The 23,327-nt window shown below is 33.5% G+C and carries 16 protein-coding genes; all 16 read left to right on the top strand.

The features are described from left to right. The first annotated feature begins 10 nt into the window (after positions 1–10). The 16 genes from Q0893_RS00200 to Q0893_RS00125 all read left to right on the top strand — a co-directional run bounded on the left by Q0893_RS00200 (position 11) and on the right by Q0893_RS00125 (position 23,323). The gene (locus Q0893_RS00200) at positions 11–1,345 is read left to right on the top strand and encodes a cytochrome P450 (RefSeq protein ID WP_299271757.1); all 1,335 of its coding nucleotides are present in this window, start codon (positions 11–13) and stop codon (positions 1,343–1,345) included. Next, a complete protein-coding gene (gene queG / locus Q0893_RS00195) occupies positions 1,345–2,271 on the top strand; it encodes a tRNA epoxyqueuosine(34) reductase QueG (RefSeq protein WP_299271755.1) in 927 nt (308 codons plus the stop codon). The genes Q0893_RS00200 and queG overlap by 1 nt, the downstream gene beginning before the upstream one ends. Positions 2,272–2,318: 47 nt before the next feature. After that, complete coding sequence (locus Q0893_RS00190; protein ID WP_299271753.1) at positions 2,319–4,160, top strand: histidine kinase; 1,842 nt, start codon at positions 2,319–2,321, stop codon at positions 4,158–4,160. Next, a complete protein-coding gene (locus tag Q0893_RS00185; protein WP_298904455.1) occupies positions 4,153–4,890 on the top strand; it encodes a LytTR family DNA-binding domain-containing protein in 738 nt (245 codons plus the stop codon). Before Q0893_RS00190 ends, Q0893_RS00185 begins: the two co-directional genes overlap by 8 nt. A gap of 112 nt (positions 4,891–5,002) precedes the next feature. Continuing rightward, entirely contained in the window at positions 5,003–5,776 is a 774-nt protein-coding gene (locus tag Q0893_RS00180; protein ID WP_298904457.1) for a hypothetical protein, read from the top strand. Positions 5,777–5,946: 170 nt separating this feature from the next. Then, positions 5,947–7,575: a vitamin K epoxide reductase family protein gene (locus tag Q0893_RS00175; protein ID WP_299271751.1), complete on the top strand. Its 1,629-nt coding sequence runs from the start codon at positions 5,947–5,949 to the stop codon at positions 7,573–7,575. An 82-nt stretch (positions 7,576–7,657) separates the two neighbouring features. Next, positions 7,658–7,852 carry a hypothetical protein gene (locus Q0893_RS00170; protein WP_298904459.1) on the top strand — a complete coding sequence of 65 codons (195 nt, stop codon included), beginning with the start codon at positions 7,658–7,660 and terminating at the stop codon, positions 7,850–7,852. Positions 7,853–7,976: 124 nt separating this feature from the next. Further along, on the top strand, positions 7,977–8,147 hold the full coding sequence (locus tag Q0893_RS00165) for a hypothetical protein (RefSeq protein WP_298904460.1): 171 nt from the start codon (positions 7,977–7,979) through the stop codon (positions 8,145–8,147). A gap of 103 nt (positions 8,148–8,250) precedes the next feature. After that, positions 8,251–10,434 carry a peptidase domain-containing ABC transporter gene (locus tag Q0893_RS00160; RefSeq protein ID WP_299271748.1) on the top strand — a complete coding sequence of 728 codons (2,184 nt, stop codon included), beginning with the start codon at positions 8,251–8,253 and terminating at the stop codon, positions 10,432–10,434. Positions 10,435–10,514: 80 nt separating this feature from the next. Then, positions 10,515–10,679: a hypothetical protein gene (locus Q0893_RS00155; protein ID WP_298904462.1), complete on the top strand. Its 165-nt coding sequence runs from the start codon at positions 10,515–10,517 to the stop codon at positions 10,677–10,679. Positions 10,680–10,737: 58 nt separating this feature from the next. Next, positions 10,738–12,024 (top strand): HlyD family efflux transporter periplasmic adaptor subunit, encoded by a 1,287-nt coding sequence (locus tag Q0893_RS00150; protein ID WP_299271746.1) that lies wholly within the window; start codon positions 10,738–10,740, stop codon positions 12,022–12,024. Between the two features lie 116 nt (positions 12,025–12,140). Beyond that, positions 12,141–14,420 (top strand): NADP-dependent malic enzyme, encoded by a 2,280-nt coding sequence (locus Q0893_RS00145; protein ID WP_298904464.1) that lies wholly within the window; start codon positions 12,141–12,143, stop codon positions 14,418–14,420. Positions 14,421–14,502: 82 nt separating this feature from the next. Next, positions 14,503–15,084 carry a Holliday junction branch migration protein RuvA gene (ruvA, locus tag Q0893_RS00140; RefSeq protein WP_298904465.1) on the top strand — a complete coding sequence of 194 codons (582 nt, stop codon included), beginning with the start codon at positions 14,503–14,505 and terminating at the stop codon, positions 15,082–15,084. Positions 15,085–15,090: 6 nt separating this feature from the next. Next, positions 15,091–22,527, top strand: a complete 7,437-nt coding sequence (gene sprA, locus Q0893_RS00135) for a cell surface protein SprA (RefSeq protein ID WP_299272629.1) — start codon at positions 15,091–15,093, stop codon at positions 22,525–22,527. Between the two features lie 60 nt (positions 22,528–22,587). Next, a complete protein-coding gene (gene gcvH, locus Q0893_RS00130; RefSeq protein WP_298904466.1) occupies positions 22,588–22,968 on the top strand; it encodes a glycine cleavage system protein GcvH in 381 nt (126 codons plus the stop codon). Further along, positions 22,940–23,323: a VanZ family protein gene (locus Q0893_RS00125; protein WP_298904467.1), complete on the top strand. Its 384-nt coding sequence runs from the start codon at positions 22,940–22,942 to the stop codon at positions 23,321–23,323. The genes gcvH and Q0893_RS00125 overlap by 29 nt, the downstream gene beginning before the upstream one ends. Positions 23,324–23,327 lie beyond the last annotated feature (4 nt).

Below are 23,327 nucleotides of genomic sequence, written 5' to 3'. Positions count from 1 at the left end.
ATCTTTTATGATGTCAGATAAACGAGAAATACTAACAGTACCTTTAATACGATTCTTAAAGCATTCGTTTGATATTTTAAAAAACCCTCTACCGTTTCATCATCATAACTTTGTCAGCTTAGGAGATGTATTTCGCTTAAAAATAGGACTTAATACGAGTGTTTATTTTTGTAGAGATGCAGGTCTTGCCGAGTACGTGCTTCAAAAGAATCAACGTAACTACGTTAAGTCTAAAATCCAAACTGAAGATTTAGTCAAATACGTTGGCAAAGGCCTATTAACCTCTGAAGGAGATCATTGGCGCAAGCAAAGAAAACTTATTCAACCTGCCTTTCATAAAAAGCAGTTAGAGAATTTATTACAGTCTATACACAGTGCCATTTTATTAGAATATAGGCGTATTGAAGCGAACAGTACGATTGATATATTTCCTGTTTTAAATGATTTAGCTTTCCAAACGGTTGTCAAATCTCTATTTAGTAGCGCTGTGAGTCAAGAGGACATCAATCGCCTGCAGTACATTACGGAGACGGCTCAAAGAATGCTGGTAAAAGAATTAAGACAACCCTATTTAGGTTGGTGGTTTAAAACCAGTGGTGAAATTAAAAAGCACATTAATTTAACGCGCGAAGCTCGTGATATTTTGAAACGTATTGTTAATGAAAGACGTTTATCTGATACTAAAGAAAATGATCTGCTAGACATGCTTCTTGATGCTAAATATGAAGATGGAGCATCTATGAGTGAAGAGCAACTTATTGATGAGATTTTAATTTTATTTACGGCAGGACACGAAACGACATCTAACGCACTTACCTTCACATGTCAGCTTTTAGCATTGCATCCAGAATGGCAAGACAGGATTTTTAATGAACTTGTTGAAATACAAGAAGAATCCAGTGATTTAATGACTATCATTAGTAAGTCCAAACAATGCCAACAGGTTTTAGAGGAAGCCATGAGATTATATCCTCCTGCCTATTTTATTGATCGCGTAAACATTGCGAAAGACGAATACAACGGAATGCACTTTAAAGCGGGATCGAGTTTGCTGTTCTCGGTTTACGAAATACATCGTCATCCTAAATTATGGGAACAACCAAATGAGTTCTTGCCAGAAAGATTTGCCGAAGGAGGACGAAAATTCTCATCGCAATACTTCCCTTTTGGAGCAGGACCAAGAAAATGTATTGGTAACAATTTTGCCATGTTTGAAATGATTATGGCAATTTCAGAATTAGTAAAAACGTTTAAAATATACCCAGATTTTGACACTATAGATATAACACCATTAATTACGCTAAAACCTAAAAATGCTATTTTGCGTTTTGAAAAGCGAGCTTAATGACGTCTAATGCATCCACATATAGCCAATTTATAAAGGCAGAAGCTAAACGCTTAGGGTTTTTATCTTGCGGGATAAGTAAAGCAGGGTTTTTAGAAGCAGAAGGACCTCGTTTAGAGAAATGGCTTAAGTCTAACGCTCATGGTGAAATGCATTATATGGAAAACCACTTTGATAAACGTCTTGACCCTACGAAATTGGTAGAAGGATCAAAAAGTGTGGTCTCTTTATTACTAAATTATTTTCCTTCGGAAACGCAAACCTCAGAAAGTTATAAGTTATCTAAGTACGCTTATGGAACCGATTATCATTTTGTAATTAAAGCGAAATTAAAAGAACTATTACAGTCTATCCAGGATGAAATAGGACAAGTTCATGGTCGGGCTTTTGTAGACTCGGCACCTGTGTTAGATAAGGCATGGGCGGCAAAATCGGGTTTGGGATGGATTGGAAAGCATAGTAATTTATTAACCCAACAAGTAGGGTCGTTCTATTTTATTGCGGAGCTGATAATTGACTTAGAATTAGAGTACGATTCTATTGTTTCAGATCATTGTGGTACATGTACCGCATGTATAGATGCATGTCCAACACAAGCCATCACAGAGCCATATGTAGTAGATGGGAGCAAATGTATTTCCTATTTCACGATCGAATTAAAGGATAATATACCTTCAGAATTTAAAGGACAATTTGATGATTGGATGTTTGGTTGCGATGTTTGTCAAGATGTTTGTCCGTGGAATCGTTTTTCAAAAGCACACGACGAACCATTGTTTAATCCTCATCCCGAATTATTAACAATGACTAAAAAAGATTGGGAAGAAATTACTAAGGACACGTTTAATAAAGTCTTCAAAAAATCTGCCGTAAAACGAACTAAATTTGATGGATTACAAAGGAATATTAGCTTTATAAGAAAGTAATTTGTTTGTTTAAATAGTGGTATCTTAAACATCTTAAAAAGGGAAAAATGCTAAAACAATTTTATGTCATTCTTATCTTGTTATTGGTTGGTTGCGGCAAAGAAAACACACAGGAACAACTTAAAGCTGATATTACTAAAATAAACAGGCTGCATAAGCTATCGGCCGAAGAAACTAGCGATTCTACACTTTTATACTTAAAAGAAGCAGAACAGATTATTAGTAATACTACTGAAATTCCAGACACAATTCGTATTGAGAACAGCTTTTTAAAAGGGTATTATTATAAACGCATAAATACTATAGATTCGGCATCTTATTATTTTCACAGAACTATTGATTTGATTAAAGGTCCAAACACAAGAGACAGGAATTTAGTATACTTTAGGGTGGCATGGGAAACAGATGAAAATAGTAATAAAATGGCCAATGCTGTAAGCATAGCACATAAATTTATAGAAATTTCAGATGAAGATGAGCATTCAAAAGGCTTGACATATGCCTATAATTTTCTAGAGCGTATTAATTTTGATCTTGGCAATCACGAAAAATCATTGTTTTATAATGCCAAAACATTGGAAGCTGCTAAAAAATCTTCCGACACGTCAATGTTTGTTATAACTCTAAATTCTAGGGCAGAAAAACTGTATGGATTAGGCAAGAAAGAAGAGGCTTATAAACTTCAAGACAGTGCAGATCAATTTAAAAACGTTCCTAAAGATGTTAGGAGACAAGTATATCGAAATTACGGCGTACTGTATTTTTATGATAAAGACTACAAAAAGGCTATAGAAAAATATTTACCTGCCTTAGCACTTTCAAAAGAAATAGAAGGGAATAAAAATTATAACTTAATAGAGTCCTACAATAATATTTCTGAGGCATATATTAAACTTGGAGAATTTAATTTAGCTAAGGCTTATTTAGATTCTACGCAGCACATAATTCGCCCCGATTCATTTCAGGAGTATGTGAATTTCTATAAGGAATTAAGATTTTTGTTGAATTTTAAAACGAGTAAGAATATAGAAGAGATTAGTCTTGAGTATAATAAATTGGTCGATGATTATGAAAGACAACATGAAGAAAAAATAAATGAAGAACTTGTAGCGTTAAAATTAGCTAATGAAAAAGAACAGGAAGCATTAACGCAAAAGAAAGAGGCAGAGATTACTAACGTTAAACTAATGTCTTTGTTAGGGTTTTCTGTACTAGTATTAATTATAGGATACTTGTATTATAGACAGCGACGATTTAAATTTGAAAAACAAGATATGCAAATGCAACAGCGTTTGTTACGATCTCAAATGAGCCCTCATTTTATGTTTAATACCTTGTCTGCAATTCAAAATCAAATTAGAGATAATCAAAAAGATGCAACGGATTATCTAATTAAGTTTTCGAGGTTATTGAGGTTAATATTAGAAAATTCAATAAATAACTATGTCGAAGTAGATAGTGAATTAGAGTCACTTCGGAAATATATAGATTTACAACTGTTACGATTTCCTAACCAGTTTGAATATACAATTACGCTAGAGAATTTTGAGGAAGATGAAGGGGTTTGTATTCCTCCTATGTTGCTTCAGCCTTTTGTTGAAAATAGTATAGAGCATGGCTTTTTAGGAATTGATTACAAAGGGCAAATAGATATTACATTGGCATTACAAGACAAATACATAGCTTGTACAATAGAGGATAACGGAATTGGGTTAAAAACATTAAACAAGGATTATCAAAAATCTGTTTCGACACAATTAATTTCAAAATTCGTTTATAAAGTAACAAAACAAAGCGTAATTACTTTAGATAAAAAAACAAAGGATTTATCCAATTCAGGGGTTATAGTTAAATTTTTAATTCCATATAAATTTTCAGAACATGATTAAAGCAATATTAGTAGATGATGAGGCTTATATTAGACAAAATGTTAGTAGCAAACTAGAGGCATACTTTAATAATGACATAGAAGTTGTAGGCGAGGCCGAAAGCGTAAAAGAAGCTGTGGCGTTAATTAAAGAAAAAAAACCTAATCTGCTTTTTTTGGATGTTCAGTTAAAAGACGGAACCAGTTTCGATATTCTTAACAAAATTGAAGATAAAAATTTTGATATCATATTTATAACTGGCTTTGATAATCATGCTATAAAAGCCATAAAGGTTGGTGCCCTAGACTATATTTTGAAACCTATAGATGATGAAGAATTTAAAGCAGCCGTACTTAAGGCGATTCAAAATGTTAAGGAAGAAAATGATATCGATAAATTAGTTGAAATATCTAGTGAATATTTTCTTGGCGTTAAGAAAAAAAGAATCATTTTAAAAACGATGGAAAACGTTTATGCGGTCTATGAAGACGATATTTTATACTGCAAATCTGAAGGAAATTATACAACATTTTACACCAAACAATCTGAACGAATATTAGTATCTAAGTCGATAAAAAAGGTAGTAGAATTATTATCTGAAGACGTTTTTATTAGATGTCATCAATCGTATTTGGTTAATAAAAAACATGTTGTTAGGTACAATAAACAAGGTGTGTTGGTCATCATAAATGAAGTTAAAGTACCTGTTTCAAGCAGAAGAAAAGACTATGTTATAGAGAAGATATTTTGATTTACGAATTTGAAATTTAAACCAACGCATTTGAATTTATGACGCACGAATATGAAACCCCCAATTTTAAAAACGATTATTCATTAAATTGGGTAAAAAAATCAGTTGTCTTATGAAAAATTTCCATAAACTAGCTTTTGTATTGCTAGTAATAATCAATGCTCAGTCTTGTGAAAAAGAAAATGTAAGTGACGAAACGAACGGTCAAAACATACAAGAGACAGAAATGTATGCTAGAGGCAAAGCACAATCTCAGGCTCAAATTAGCGCTGCCGAAGCACTAGAAAACAATATGCAATGGGTTGCCTTTATGACTGCTCAAATATTAATTAAGGAAGTCGATGGTGCAAATCAATTTGTGAATCTATATAATTCAGGTATGCTTAACAATGACCACGCAATTGTTAAGTTATCAGATTTATTAAACATTCAGCAAACAAACCAATCGTTTCGGGATGCCTTTGAACATGAGTTCAATATTTTTAATGGTTATGCGCATAATCCATGTGAGAATCAAGGAAAACCAAAATTGCGGCCAACGCCTCCGCCTTGCGATCCAATGCCATGCGCTTTGCCAAATCAAACATTTGATGCTTACGTAGATTATCTAATAGAGGAGCATTGCTTAGAGATATATGTAACGGCAGGTCTCGACTTATCTCAAAATATCTTGTCTTCTGCTCATCCAATGAATACGACGCATATGAATATAGGATTTGAGCATTTTGATTCTAATGAATGTAATGTCAATCAAATTTCAATACATGGTAGTGCGATAGGTAATATTTATGACAATTTAATTGTTGTAAGACCTTATAGAGCGGCAGATGAATGTGATTATGATGAATTTTCTGAAATTGTAGACTTTACACTGTTTCCTATATAATTTTAAAATACCTCTTGATACAAACCTCTTAATTTAAGAGGTTTTTTTAGTTCATATTGGCGTTGTATTACGAATATGAAATAATTACTAGCGCTTTTGAATTAGCTATAGTAAACTAATTTTTTTTTGATGAATTTCAGCATAACAAATGAAAAACCGCTCGTATTGTTATGCAAAATCACTTATATGAAATTCTGAAAAAACTCCTTGTAAACAATAATATTAAAATCAATAATGAGGAGCTAAAACTGCAATTGTCAAGTCATCCGTCTTATCCAAGTTTACATGCACTCACAGGCGTTTTAGATCATTTTAATATACCAAATTTAGCATTACAGCTAGCTGTCAACAATGACATATTCGAACAACTGCCAATAAGTTTTATTGCTAATGTTTCTATAGACAAAGGAGATCACCTAGCTTTAATCGAGAAGAAGAAAAATAGGATTAAAATTTTAACTGACACCAATAAAAATAGATTCGTTACAAAAGAAGAATTTTTGGAGCAATGGAATGGAATAATAGTAGCTATCGAGAAAGATGAAACTGTAAAGGAAGCTATTAACAATCCAATAACAAAAGTCACTAAACAGATATTGATAGTTTTAGGAATTCTTTTCACAGGATATTTAATGTATTCATACAATATCCTTTTTGCTCAAGTGCATTTTCTTTTAAGTGGTCTTGGTCTTATGGTAAGTGTATTTGTGTTAAGACACGAGTTAGGCACGCAATCAAGTACAGCAAACAGTTTTTGCAACTTATCTCAAAAAACAAGTTGTGACGCCGTATTAAATTCGAAAGGAGCTACTATTTTGGGAGCAATCAAATTAAATGACATTAGCATCGTGGTGTTTTCGTGTTATAGTTTATGTTGGTTTTTACTATTTGTTAGTAAAAACCCTAATTTCTCAATAATGTCAATAGTTACGCTATTGGCATTTCCTTTTGTATTATACTCGATATACTATCAATATAACGTTGTTAAGAAATGGTGCCCGTTGTGTCTTGTAATTGCATCTGTATTCATGTTTCAAATAGGGGCGTTATTTTTTACCAAAGCCTATGTAGAGTTAATAGCATTTGACGTCCAGAGTACAGTGTTGTTTTTTATAGCATTAATTACAGTAATTGGCTTTTGGAGCTTTTTCAAACCTTTATTAAAGAAAAAGACATCTTTAGAGAAAACAGAAATCGAGCATCATAAATTCAAGCGTAATTTTTCTTTATTTAATGTACTTCTTAATGAAGGAGATACTTTGGGAAATTTTACGCCAATAGAAGGAGAGCTGTCCTTTGGAAACCCAAAGGCCTCAATACATTTAGTATTAGTTACAAGCCCATTATGTTATTACTGTAAAAAAGCTCATAACGATATTGAACAGTTAATACATAAAGTTGGAAATAAAATAAATCTAACAATACGGTTTAATTCAGATGTCACTAATCAAAACAGTCAACTATATAAGATTGCGTCAAGACTCCTTGAAGTGTATAATTCAAAAGGAGAAACAGAAACTTTAAAGGTTTTGGCAGACGTCTATAGTGATGATGTTAACCTTGAAAATTGGTTATGGAATCAACCTCAAAACGTGTCGACAGGTTATGATTCTATTTTAGAAAAACAAAGTAATTGGTGTGAAGCTAATGCTGTCAATTTTACTCCTGCTTTATATATAAATAACAAGCTATTCCCTTATGAGTACGACAGATTAGACCTTGTCTATTTTATAGATGATTTAATACAATTTCAAAACGCATCTTCAATACTATCAAATACTAAGGCAATAGCGTCTTAAAAATATTCTCTCGCGAAGAATAGACTCAAGCAGTGAGTGTCTTTAAATGTTTACTGTAATTATAATCTTTAAAATTTTAATTATGAAAAAATTATTAAATCTTGAAGGAGCTCATCAATTAGATAAAAATGAGCAATTGCAAATTAAGGGTGGTTACGATTACATTCCTTGTTCAGGAACGACTTGTAGCGGCTGTCCAACAGAACGGTTCTGTAATGGAAACCATTGTGTGCCATGTAAGTATGACACCAAGAACAGACCTTGTTGTAATCCTTAATTAGAGCAAGCCATTATCCTCAAATAGAATTAATTTTTATTTGGGGATAATGTGTTAACTCATGAAGTAGACATAATCAGTGAGTGTCTTTAAATGTTTCACTATAATTCTTAAATATTTAATTATGAAAAATTTATTAAACATAGATGGTGCTCAAAAATTGAGCAAAACAGAACAAGAATCAATAAACGGTGGAGGATTTGATATTATTTACCAAAGATGTGGTCCATTTGGAGAATGTCCAGGAGACTACTTTTGCAAAAATGGACTTTGTGTAGATTATCATATCTTATAAGATTCATCATTGGTCAGGATTATTGTTAAGTAATCCTGGCCTTTTTTTAGTCTTTATTATTCGCTTTTAATTGAATTATAAATCTAGTACCAATAGAATAAATTTGAAAAAGTTCCCAACATATAGACAAACAGAAGCTAAAGATTGTGGTCCAACATGTATTAAAATAATTGCTAAACATTATGGTAAAACAATCAATACACAACAATTAAGACAGCTAAGTGAAACTACCAGAGAAGGAAGTAGTTTGTTAGGCTTAAGTGAAGCTGCCGAATCTATTGGTTTTCGTTCATTGGGAGTTAAATTGTCATTTAATAAATTAAAGGAAGCACCACTACCTTGTATTGTGCATTGGAATAAAAAACATTATGTTGTTATATATCGAGTAAAAAAAGACAAAATTCATATCTCCGATCCGGCTCAAGGCTTACTAACCTACACAAAAAAAGAGTTTATTAAATTTTGGATTGGTAACAATGCCAACGATATAACAGAAGAAGGCATAGCCTTAATGCTTGACCCAACACCTCAGTTTTATAAATCTGAATTTGATGATGATGAAAAATTTGGCTTTAACTTCATTTTTAAGTACCTCTTTCGGTACAAAAAGTTCATTATTCAATTAATTATTGGGCTATTGGCTGGGAGCTTATTACAATTAATTCTTCCGTTTTTAACCCAAAGTATTGTAGATATAGGCATTAATAATCGAGATTTAAATTTCATCTATCTCATACTTTTTGCCCAAATAGCACTCTTTATTGGTAAAGCTAGTTTAGAAATTATAAGAAGTTGGATTCTACTTCATCTAAGTACACGTATTAATATTTCATTGATTTCAGACTTTTTTATCAAGCTTATGAAGTTACCTATTTCATATTTTGATGTACGAATGACTGGAGATTTGCTACAAAGAATAAATGATCACAAACGTATTGAACGTATACTTACCACCTCCTCTTTAACCATGCTTTTTTCATTTTTTAATCTCATAATATTTGGTCTTGTTTTAGGCTATTACAGCCTTCAAATATTTGCTGTATTTATTATCGGAAGTGTGTTTTACTTCGGATGGGTTTTGTTCTTTTTTAAAAAGAGAGCGGTTTTAGATTATAAGAGATTTTCAGAAATAAGTGATGAGCAAAGTAAAGTGATTGAGTTAATTGGCGGAATGCAAGAAATTAAATTGCATAACGCCGAAAGACGTATGCGATGGAATTGGGAATATGTCCAAGCCCGTTTATTTAAAATCGCTTCAAAGAGTTTAGCCCTAGAACAAACACAGAGTGTGGGCTCAAACTTTATCAATGAAATTAAAAACATGTCTATTACTGTACTGTCTGCAAAACTAGTTATCGATGGAGATATTACCTTAGGTATGATGTTAGCAATTAGTTATATCGTAGGTCAGTTAAATGGGCCTATTGCTCAACTCATTGATTTCATGAGAGATATTCAGGATGCAAAAATATCTATTGATCGATTAGGAGAAATACACAATATGGAAGAAGAGGAAAACGATGAAGAAAAGATAAATTCAATTCCTGTAAATGCAACTATAGCATTACATGAAATTTCATTTAGATACACAGGAGCCTTAGAACCTGTACTAAAAAATTTATCGCTTACAATACCTGCTAATAAAACAACAGCTATTGTTGGGGTAAGTGGTTCTGGAAAAACAACACTTATGAAAATGTTGTTGCGTTTTTACCAACCAGATCAAGGAGAAATCAACGTTGATAAATTTAACTTAAATACAGTATCTCAACAAACTTGGAGAGCGCATTGTGGAGTAGTAATGCAAGAAGGCTATGTGTTTAATGATACGATTGCTAATAACATTGCTGTAGGGCAAGATCATATTGATAAAGACAAGTTAGCACACGCTATTGATGTTGCTAACATCTCAGATTATATAGACAGCTTGCCTTTAGGTTACAATACTAAAATTGGAGCAGAAGGATCTGGTCTTAGCACAGGACAAAAACAACGGTTGTTTATTGCTCGGGCGGTTTATAAAGACCCAAAGTTCTTGTTTTTTGATGAAGCCACTTCGGCCTTAGACGCTAATAATGAAAAAGTAATCATGAAAAAATTAGACACATTTTTTAAAGATAAAACGGCTGTGGTTATTGCGCATAGATTGAGTACTGTGAAAAATGCACATCAAATTGTCGTACTAAATAATGGTAACATTTCAGAAATAGGAACCCATAAAGAATTAATCGCCTTAAAAGGAGGGTATTACAATTTGGTGAAAAACCAATTAGAACTAGGGCAGTAAAGATATTTTAGCGAGAGATAGACATAAACTGTAAATGTCTTAAAATGGTTACAGACAATTAATATTAAAATTTTTTAATTATGAAAAATCTTTTAAAACTGGGAACAGTTATAACAAAAATAGAGCAAATGCAAATTCATGGAGGCGGGTTAGGTTTCTGCTGTGAATGGTGCTCTGACGGATCATGTAATGGATGGGTTGGAGACCCAAGAACACCATGCCCATTTGCTGCATCATGTAGCTAAATTATAACAAACATAAGGGCATTTGCATTAATGCTCTTATGTTTTAAATCATATACGTATGCCAGACAATAATATAGAACTTCGCAGCGAACAAGTTCAAGACATTCTAGATGCCATACCTAATTGGATGATTCTTTGGGGAAACACATTAATCATGTTACTTATAATTATGCTTTTGTGTATATCTTGGTTCGTGAAATACCCTGATATCATAAATGCAAAAGCAGTAGTTACCACAGAAATCCCATCTCAAAAAATATATGGAAAGGTAACAGGAAAACTAAATGCATTATTGGTTTCTGATAATCAAGAGGTTGGAAAATCTCAACCTTTAGCTATTATAGAAAACTCGGCAAATTATCAAGACGTATTCATGCTTAAAGAAGTTTTAGATACAATAACTATCAATAAAAAAACGGTCAACTTTCCTATTGATAGCATGCCAATATTGTTTTTAGGTGACATTGATACCCAATATGCACTGTTTGAAAATAGTTATATTCAATATAAACTGAATAAGGAGTTACAGCCGTTTTCAAATGAAGCACTTGCCAATCAATATTCGATTTCAGAATTAAACCAAAGATTTCAAAGTTTAAATGCTCAAAAACGCATTAATAAAAAGGAACTTGAATTTAAAAATAAAGAGTTACAACGTCATAAGTCGTTGTTTGATAAAGGTGTTATTTCTGCACAAAGCTATGAAAGTAAGCAGCTTGAGTATGCGCAAACAGAACGAAACTATAAAAATTTTGAAACTTCAATTTCTCAAATAAAAGAGAGAATTAGTAATGCTCACAAAACATCTAAAGGTTCCAAAATTAATCAGATTAAGGAAGAAATGGGACTGCTAAAAAACGTCATTCAATCATTTAATCAGTTAAAAAATGCAATTAAAGCCTGGGAGCAAATGTATGTACTTCAATCTGCCATTAATGGACAAGTATCATTTTTAAATTATTATAATACAAACCAAACAGTGAATCAAGGTGATTTGGTGTTTACAATTATCCCCAATGAAAGTTCAACATTCATAGCTAAATTAAAAACACCTGCTCAAAATTCGGGTAAGATAAAAATAGATCAAACAGTAAACGTCAAAGTGGATAACTTTCCAAAATCGGAGTTTGGAGTTTTAAATGGTAAGGTCATGTACATTTCGGCAATTCCTGATAAAGATGGATTGTATCTAGTCAATGTAAAATTGCCTAAAGAACTTGTAACATCTTACAATAAAAAAATAGAATTTAAACAAGAGATGTTGGGTTCTGCTGAAATTATAACAGAAGACCTGCGTTTAATTGAACGGTTCTTTTATCAACTAAGAGAAGTTTTAGGTAGTTAGTGCACGAAAGTGTCTTTATATCTCTCTTGCTTTTATATTTCATTTCTCATAAAACACTTACATTTGTAATTCGGTTTGTCCGAAGCGATAATTATTGATTAATTCACATAACATATATGAGCAAGCAAAGTAAACGTAGAGAAGCCTTAGTTTATCATGCAAAACCAACCCCTGGAAAGATTCAGGTTGTTCCAACCAAAAAATACGCCACTCAAAGAGATTTATCTTTGGCTTATTCTCCTGGAGTTGCAGAGCCTTGTCTAGAAATAGAAAAAGATAAAAATAATGCCTATAAATATACTGCCAAAGGAAATTTGGTTGCCGTAATTTCTAACGGAACTGCAGTTTTAGGCTTAGGGAATATTGGTCCGGAAGCATCTAAACCCGTTATGGAAGGTAAAGGTTTACTCTTTAAAATCTTTGCAGATATTGATGTGTTTGACATCGAAGTTGACACTGAAAATATTGACGAATTCGTAGAAACGGTAAAACATATTGCACCAACATTTGGGGGAATTAACCTTGAGGACATTAAAGCACCAGAAGCCTTTGAAATAGAACGTAGGTTAAAAGAAGAACTGGATATTCCAGTAATGCATGACGATCAACATGGAACAGCTATTATTTCTGCGGCAGCTTTACTAAACGCTTTAGAATTAGCGGAAAAAAGTATTCAAGATGTGAAAATTGTTATAAGTGGCGCTGGAGCGGCTGCTATTTCGTGTTCTAGATTATATCAAGCCTGTGGAGCAAAGCGCGAAAACATGGTGATGTTAGATAGTAAAGGCGTGATTAGAGATGATCGAGAAAACCTTACAAAGGAAAAAGCCGAATTTGCTACACATCGGAAAATAGATACACTAGACGAGGCTATGAAAGATGCCGATGTTTTTATAGGCTTATCAAAAGCTGATATAGTATCGCAAGACATGTTGAAAATGATGGCTCAAAACCCTGTGGTTTTTGCCATGGCTAATCCAGATCCCGAAATAAAGTATCAATTAGCAATAGATACTCGCGACGACATTATTATGGCTACAGGTAGAAGTGATCATCCAAATCAAGTAAATAATGTACTTGGGTTTCCTTTTATTTTTAGAGGCGCATTAGATGTGCGTGCTACCAAAATTAATGAAGCAATGAAAATGGCAGCAGTATATGCCTTAGCTAAACTGGCTAAAGAGCCTGTGCCAGAACAAGTAAATATTGCCTACGGTGAAACCCGTTTAACTTTTGGAAAAGATTATATCATTCCTAAGCCTTTCGACCCAAGATTAATTGCTGAAGTACCGCCTGCTGTTGCAAAAGCAGCGATGGAAAGCGGAGTGGCCCAAGAGCCAATTGAAGATTGGGAAAAATATAAGGATGAACTTTTAGAACGATTAGGTTCAGATAATAAAATTGTTAGGCTCCTATTAAATAGAGCAAAACTAAACCCTAAGCGTGTTGTTTTTGCCGAAGCAGATCAGTTAGATGTATTGAAAGCGGCTCAAATTGTTTATGATGAAGGTATTGCCATACCAATATTATTGGGAAGAAGGGATAAGATTCTTATGCTCATGGAAGAGATTGAATTTGAAGGCGATTTAGAGATTATTGATCCAAAATCTGATGAAGAAGAAGCACGCAAAAATGAATATGCTAAAGTATATTGGGAGCAACGTAAACGTAAAGGTGTGACCTTGTTTTCTGCTGAAAAATTAATGCGTGAGCGTAATTATTTTGCAGCAATGATGGTTAACGAAGGTGATGCCGATGCTTTAATATCAGGTTACTCTAGAAGTTATCCATCTGTTGTAAAGCCTATGTTAGAGCTTATTGGTTTGGCATCTGGATCTACCAGAATAGCAACTACTAACGTGATGATGACTCAACGTGGCCCGATGTTTTTAAGTGATACATCCATTAACATCAACCCATCAGCGAATGACCTTACAAGAATTGCTCAAATGACAGCTGGTGTTGTTAAAATGTTTGGTATGGAGCCCGTAATGGCAATGATTTCATATTCAAACTTTGGTTCTTCTAAAAACCAAACAGCTACTAAGGTTAGGGAAGCCGTAGAATATCTGCATAAGAGACATCCAAACTTGGTTGTAGATGGTGAATTACAAACTGATTTTGCACTTAATAAAGAAATGCTTCAAGATATATTTCCGTTTTCAAAGCTAGCTGGGAAAAAAGTAAATACACTTATTTTTCCAAATTTAGAGTCGGCAAATATTACCTATAAATTACTTAAAGAACTCAATAAAGCAGACTCTATCGGTCCAATTATGATGGGCATGAAAAAACCAGCCCATATCCTACAATTGGATGCTAGTGTAGACGAAATAGTCAATATGACTGCTATTGCTGTTATTGATGCACAACAAAAAAGTAAAAAAAGAAGCTAATAATCATAGCGTTTTAGCCAAATAATCACCTTTGAAATGTAAATAATTTTATTACATTTGAGTTTTTAACGAAAGCGAGTAAATGATAACACACATTCAAGGTAAATTGGTGGAGAAAAATCCAACAGATGTCGTTATAGATTGCAATGGTGTTGGTTACCTTTTAAATATATCATTACACACGTTTTCTCAAATTCCAGATAGGGAAGCGCTTAAACTATATGCACATTTAATTGTTAGAGAAGATTCTCATACGTTATATGGTTTTTCTTCTGTTGCAGAGCGCGAAATTTTCAAGCTTTTAATTTCGGTAAGCGGTATTGGAGCCAACACAGCTAGAACTATGTTGTCGTCATTATCCCCGCAACAGGTAAAAGAAGGTATTGCTCATGGTGACGTGGCCCTAATACAATCTATTAAAGGTATAGGTGCCAAGACAGCAGCCCGTGTAATACTAGATTTAAAGGATAAAGTGCTAAAAGTTTACGATATTGACGAAGTTTCTGTTAATAAAAACAATACCAACAAAGATGAAGCGTTATCAGCTTTAGAAGTTTTAGGATTTGCTAAAAAGCAGTCCGAACGTGTCGTGGATAAAATTGTGTCTCTTCAACCAGATGCAAGTGTTGAAACTATTATTAAAGAAGCTTTAAAAAATTTATAAAATTTGATTACAACTAACTTTACTATATCAAAATCATCGCGTTACCTTTTGTTTGCTCTAGCATGTATGTTGGTTAGCAATTTTGGCTATTCACAGACAACACCAGCAACTCAAGATTCGACAAAAACAGGTTTCTCTCTTGGCGTTTTAAAATTTCCTAATCCACAAAGTATTGTTTCTAAATACACTTATGACCCAATAACAGATAGGTACATTTATACTGAAAAAGTTGGAAGTTTTAATATTAATTATCCAATCATTCTTACACCAGCCGAGTTTCAAAAACTGGTGTTAATGGAACAACAACGGTTATACTATAAACAAAAAATTGACGCTAAGGAAGGAAAGAAAGAAGGAGCCGAAGATCAACAAAAAAACTTAATACCAGAATTATACGTTAACTCAAGTTTCTTTGAATCTATTTTTGGAGGAAATACTATAGAAGTAATTCCACAAGGTTCTGCCGAGGTTGATTTAGGTGTGTTATTTACAAAACAAGATAATCCAACATTCTCACCAAGAAATAGAAGTAATTTTACCTTTGATTTTGATCAACGTATTAGCTTAAGTTTATTAGGAAAAGTAGGTACACGTTTACAAGTAACTGTAAATTACGACACAGAGTCTACTTTTGATTTTCAGCAACTTACTAAGTTAGAATATACACCTACAGAAGACGATATTGTTAGAAAGATAGAAGTTGGTAATGTGAGCATGCCAATTAATAGCTCATTAATTACAGGTGCTCAAAGTTTATTTGGAGTAAAAACCGAATTACAATTTGGAAAAACGAGAGTGACAGCTATTTTTTCTGAACAAAAATCGCAATCGCAATCGGTTGTTGCTCAAGGAGGAGGGACAGTAGAAGAGTTTGAGTTTTTTGCTAGAGATTATGACGAAAACAGGCACTATTTCTTAGCACAATACTTTAGAAATTCTTATGACGATGCTATTCGTCGCTACCCGTTTATCAATAATAATATTCAAATTACCAGAATTGAGGTTTGGGTAACGAATAGAAGTAACCAAACAGAAAACGTAAGAAATATTGTAGCGCTACAAGATATTGGTGAATTTGAAACCATAGGACTTAACGGAGGAGTGCCTCCTGGTGGTTTTTTGAACCCTGGAGGTTCGCAATTTCCAGATAACGGAAACAATGCCTTCGATCCAACTAATATTGGTGGAGCTGGTTCGTTCTTATCGCCAAGTGTTAGAGATATCACTACTGCAGAGCAAGGGATTTTAACACCAGCCAATGAAGGGTTTGATTTTGGTAAATTAGAAAATGCAAGAAAATTAGAGCAAGGGAGAGACTATACACTTAACACACAATTGGGATATATTTCATTAAATCAGAGATTATTAAATGATGAAATTGTAGCAGTAGCATTCCAATATACTATTGGAGGTGAAGTGTTTCAAGTTGGTGAATTTGCCAACGATGGTGTGAATTCTACAGCAACTGCCGACGATCAAGATGGTGATGGCATTCCTAATGTTGCCGATGTTGATCAAGATGGTGATGGTACGGCCGATAATGGTGTAGATACCGATGGCGATGGTATTAACGATGCAACAGATTCTGATGTCGATGGTGATGGGCTTATAGATAATGGACCAGATACCAATGCAGATGGAATTAATGATAGTTTTGTAATTGCGGTTGGATCTACGCAAAGTTTAATTGTTAAAATGCTTAAGAGTCCAATCACAGATGTGAATCAACCTATATGGGATTTAATGATGAAGAACATCTATGATACTGGTGCATTTCAGCTAGATCAAGAAGATTTTAGATTAAATATATTCTATACAGAAGCATCACCACTTAATTATATTGCTCCTGTTGAAGGGACGTCATTCCCTATTTTTGATAACAACACACCATTTGATAATACTGATGATGGTGAAATAATTGACACACCTTTAATTAGATTATTTCATTTAGACCAATTAAATTTCAACAGAGATCCGCAAATAAATGGTGATGGATTTTTTGACTTTGTTCCAGGACTTACCGTGTTAACCGAAAACGGCAAAATTATCTTTACCAAAGTAGAGCCTTTTGGTCGCTACCTTTTTGATATTCTTGATGATGATGGTAACCCCAATAACAATGAGGTGGATTATGAACAAGACACGTATGCCAATCTCAATCAAGAAAAGTATGTTTATGATATTCTATATAAACAAACAAAAACAGCGGCTTTAGATGAAGCTGAAAAAAATAAGTTCCAAATTAAAGGTCGTTTTAAATCTTCTGGAGGCGATGGGATTCCTTTAGGTGCTTTCAATGTGCCAAGAGGATCTGTTATTGTTACCGCTGGAGGTAGAACGCTTGTTGAAGGACAAGACTATACTGTAAACTATCAAATAGGTCGTGTTTACATCATTGATGAAGCCTTAAAATCGTCTAATATTCCTATTAATGTTTCCGTAGAAAATAACGCTGTATTTGGACAGCAAACAAGACGTTTTACAGGGGTTAACGTAGAGCATCAATTTAATGAAAGTTTTGTGCTAGGTGCAACCTTATTAAACCTTAATGAACGTCCTATCACACAGAAAGCAAATTATAACACAGAGCCAATTAACAACACTATTTTTGGATTCAACGGAAACTACTCTACAGAAGTACCGTTCTTTACAAGATTGGTGAACAAGTTGCCTAATATTGATACAGATGCGCCTTCAAATCTTTCGGTAAGAGGTGAATTTGCCTATTTGGCGCCAGGCGCTCCAAAAGGCACCGATTTTAATAGTGAAGCTACGGCGTATGTAGATGATTTTGAAGGAACACAAGGCGCTATCGATTTATTATCACCACAATCTTGGTTCTTATCTAGTAGACCTCGTACAGTTAACGGTGTGCCAGAAAATGACGCGATAAATAACCCAGGAATTGAAAATGGATATGGAAGAGCATTCTTAAACTGGTATACAATCGACCCAATTTTCTATAGCAACCAAAGACCGGATGATATTAGTGACGATGATGTTTCTGATTTATATACAAGGCGTGTTTTTATAGATGAAGTTTTTCCTGAAATTGATATTGCTCAAGGGCAAAGTACTGTGATTAACACCTTAGATTTGGTGTATTACCCAACAGAAAGAGGGCCATATAACTTTGATCCAGGTGCTGTAAATGACAATTTAGATCCTGCAACTAGTTGGGCAGGGATTACAAGACAGATAACCTCTACAGATTTTGAACAAGCCAACGTTGAGTATATAGAATTTTGGTTACAAGACCCTTTCCTTAATGCACCACCAGCGAGTGGTTTGTCAGGAAAGTTATTTGTCAATCTTGGTAATATTTCAGAAGATATATTAAAAGATGGGAAAAAGCAATATGAAAACGGATTGCCAGAAAATGGAGATATAACACCATTATTACCTCAAACCGCATATGAAAGCGTAGTACCACGAAACCAATCTTTAATTTATACATTTTCTACAGGTGGAGAACAACGTACTAATCAAGATGTAGGTTATGATGGTTATGACGATACAGAAGAAGCATTACAATTTACTAATGGTGCATTGTTTGGACCGGATCCGGCAAAAGATAACTATACATATTATCTAAATACTACAGGAAATATCTTTGAACGTTACAAGCAATATAACGGTCAGCAAGGGAACTCCCCAGATGTGTTTACAGATACAAATAGAGGGTCAACGCCTCAACCAGATGTTGAAGATATCAATAGGGATAATACAATGAATACAATTGATAGTTACTATCAATATGAAATTGAGATTAATCAAAATACACTCGATATTAATAACCCTCAAATAAACGATGTAAAAGATAGAGATGTAACTTTGCCAAACGGACAAACAGCATCAGTGCGATGGTATCAATTTAGAGTTCCAATAGGAGAAAGCCCATTTAGAACGGCTGTAGGAGGTATATCAGATATTAGATCTGTACGTTTTGCGCGTTTGTTTTTAGAAGATTTTACAGAGACTACAGTATTACGTTTTGCAACTTTAGACCTCGTTAGAAGTGATTGGAGACGTTACACATTAACCTTAGATGATGAGCCAAATAATGATAATGACAACACAGAGTTTACTGTTGGTGTTGTTGGGCTTCAAGAGAATGATGGTAATTATGTATTACCTCCAGGTGTTGTTTTAGAACAGTTGAATAACAACAACAACATTATTAGACAAAATGAACAGTCATTACAAGTTGAGGTTTGTGATTTAGAACCAGAAGATTCTAGAGGAGTCTTTAAAAATATAAATGTAGACATGCGCCAGTATAATAAACTGCGAATGTTTATTCATGCTGAAGAAGGAGATACAGGAACACTTAATGATGGCGACCTTGTTGGGTTTATTAGAATGGGTAATGATTTCACCCAGAATTTCTATCAAATAGAAGTTCCTTTACAAGTGTCTTCAGGAATGTCTACTCCAGAAAGTATCTGGCCAGAAGTTAATGAGATTAATGTAGAATTGGATGTTTTAGAACAAATGAAATCTCTCGGTATTGCCAACGGAACATTGGCTAATATCGATCCTACATTCTACGATTTGGTAAATGGAGAACTTACCCAAGTGGCCGAGTTCGACCCATACACTATTGGTCAGCAAAGAGTCGCTATAAAAGGTAATCCTAACTTTGGGGACGTTCGTGTACTTATGGTTGGTGTAAAAAACTCTGGTCAAAGTGGTACAGATGCGTGCGGAGAAATTTGGTTTAATGAATTGCGTTTAGCCGATTTAGATAATGAAGGTGGATGGGCTGCAGTTGGAGCCTTGGATGCTAACTTTGCAGATTTTGCAAATATAAGTGCAACAGGACGAAAAAGTACAATTGGCTTTGGCTCAGTAGAACAAAGACCAAATGAAAGAAGCCGTGAAGATGTTGAGCAGTATGATATTGTTACCAATTTAAACCTTGGACAACTATTACCTAAAAAATGGGGCATTCAGTTGCCATTTAATTATGCGGTTGGAGAACAAATTATAACGCCAGAATATGACGAATTCTATAGAGATATTAAACTGCAAACACAATTAGATAATACAACCAATAGAGATTCAATTTTAAATGTTAATGAGAATTATACCAAGCGAAAAAGTATCAATTTTATTGGTGTTAGAAAAAATAGAACTACAGATAAGAAACCGAGATTTTATGATGTAGAAAACTTAACATTTAATTATTCCTATAACAAAGAAGAGCGACGAGACTTTGAAATTGAAAATTCTCTAAGTCAAAATGTAAGAGCTGGTGTAAATTATAACTACACTTTTGAGCCAAAAAGTATAGAACCTTTTAAAAAGAATGATTCGCTGTTTACAGGAAAATATTGGAAAATATTAAAGGACTTTAATTTTAACCCAATTCCTACCAGTTTTTCTGTCAATACAGATATTATTAGGCAGTTTAATAAGCAGAAATTTAGAGAAGTTGACTTAACTGGTGATAATATTGGTTTACAAGAACTGTTTAGACGAAATTATAATTTCAACACGCAATATGCCATTAATTATAATTTAACAAGAGCCTTGAGTTTAAACTTTACAGCTGCTAATACTAACATTGTAAGAAATTATTTTGTTGGAGGTATTATAAATGGCAGACAAGACCCAAGCCTAGACGTTTGGGATGGCTTCTTTGATCTTGGTGATCCTAATATTCAAAACCAACAATTACAGGTTAATTACGAATTGCCGTTAAATAAGATTCCTACGTTGAGTTTTATCCGCGCTACGTATTCTTATACTGGAGATTTCCAATGGCAAAAAGGATCTGATTTGAATAGTAATTTACCAATTCAAAATGAAGACGGAACATTTACAACCTATAACTTGGGTAATTCAATCCAAAATGCCAACACACATAATATTAACTCAACATTTAATCTAGAGACATTATATAAACATGTTGGGTTAACCAAAAAGAAAACCAGAACATCAAGATCTAGAGCAGCTACTCCAGGAGCCTTAACTAAGGATGGTAATGCTACAACTGCAAATAATGCCACTCAGCAGTCAAAGAAAGGCGCAGGTTCTAAAATATTAGATGGTGCCATTGATTTATTAACTGCAGTAAAACGTGTTCAAATAAATTACACCGAAAACAATGGGTCTTATCTTCCTGGTTATCTCAGAACACCTGGTTTCATAGGAACATTTAAACCTACATTAGGTTATACTTTTGGAAGTCAACGTGATATTAGAGATTTAGCGGCACGTAATGGATGGCTTACAGTATTCCCTGATTTTAATCAACAATATAGTGAAACCAGAAATCGTATTTTAGATATTTCAGCAGATGTAGAATTAATCAAAGATTTAAATATCGACCTTACAGGAGGACGCGTATACTCTGAAAACACAACACAAAATTTCAATACGACAGATACAAATGGTGATGGTTTTAGTAATACCTACAATAGGTTGATTACAAACTCCTTCGGAAACTTTAATATTTCAACAGCTTTAATAAAGACAGCATTTAGTAAAAGTGATGAAAACCAATCTGCCGCTTTTGAAGATTTTAGAAATAATAGATTAACAGTTGCTAGACGATTGGCAAGAAATTTCTACGGCAACAATAACTTCGGTGTTGATGGTGAAGGTTATCCTCTTGGATTCGGAAAAAACAGTCAAGCCGTATTATTGCCTGCATTTTTAGCAGCCTATAAAGGAACAAATCCAGATAAGATTAGTTTATCGGCGTTTAGAGATATACCAATTCCAAATTGGCAATTAAAGTATACAGGCTTCATGAAAATGAAATGGTTTAAAAAGAATTTTAAGCGTTTCTCTATCACTCATGGTTATCGCTCTAGCTATACAATTAATCAGTTTAGAACAAACTTAGATTTAGATCCTACATTGTTACAACCAGGTGTACCTTATGAAAATCAAAACCAGGATGTTTTAGATCAATCAGGTAACTTCAAAAACGGAACAATCTATAGTAATATTAACTTAGAAGAGCAATTTAGCCCATTGTTTAGATTAGATTTTGAAATGAAAAACTCGATTAAAATCTTAGCCGAGATGAAAAAAGATAGAATCTTATCGTTGAGTTTTGATAATAATCTACTTACCGAAATTCAAGGTAATGAATACATTTTAGGATTAGGATATCGTATAAAAGATCTTCGTATACGATCTAAGTTAGCAGGTCCGAGACAAGTGATTAAGAGTGATCTTAATATGAAAGCAGATATTTCAGTAAGAAATAATAAAACGATCATTAGGTATTTGGATATTGAGAATAATCAAATTACTCAAGGTCAAACAATTTGGGGACTTAAGTATACCGCAGATTATGCGTTTACTAAAAACCTCACAGCTATTTTCTACTTCGATTATACATTTTCAGAATATGAAATCTCTACGGCATTTCCACAAACAACCATTAGATCTGGATTTACCTTACGATACAATTTTGGAAATTAAGTAGTAATTAAAGTCTAAAAAAATTACATTTGTAGTCATACATTAATTTCAATTTATAAGATGAATATACCATCAGATTTAAAATACACCAAAGACCACGAGTGGGTTAAAATAGAAGGTGATACAGCTACAGTTGGCATTACAGATTTTGCTCAAGGCGAACTTGGAGATATTGTTTATGTTGAAGTAGAAACAGTTGACGAAACATTAGAGATCGAAGAAATTTTTGGTACTGTTGAAGCTGTTAAAACAGTTTCAGATTTGTTTTTACCATTATCGGGTGAAATTACAGAATTTAACGAAACTCTTGAAGATGAACCTGAAAAAGTGAATTCTGACCCCTATGGAGATGGTTGGATGATAAAAATTAAGTTTTCTGATGCCTCTCAAATAGATAACTTGTTATCAGCCGATGATTACAAAGCTATTGTTGGCGCTTAAAAAATGGGCATTGCCTGTTGTCATTTTATATGCACTGGCATTAACAATAGGTAGTTTAGCAACTATTGGAGATTTCCCAAGTTTAGGCTCTTCTTTTGATGATAAAATTTATCACTTTTTAGCCTATTTTGTATTTGCGTTGCTGGTTTTTAATTATTGCAATACAAAGCAAATGCGTAATGCAATAGTAATATCTGCAATTGTTGTAATCCTTTATGGCATTATTATTGAGGTTTTACAAAACCTAATAACATCTTACAGAACATTGGATGTTTATGACGCACTTGCAAATAGTCTAGGAGTCTTATTTGCAACTGTTGTGTTGAAATTTAGAAATAAACTAAAGTTAAAATGAAATA

The sequence above is a fragment of the uncultured Psychroserpens sp. genome (genome assembly GCF_947494225.1).
Lineage (GTDB): Bacteria > Bacteroidota > Bacteroidia > Flavobacteriales > Flavobacteriaceae > Psychroserpens.
Note: the sequence above shows the minus strand (reverse complement) of the source record. Positions and strands in the feature narration are given on the sequence as shown.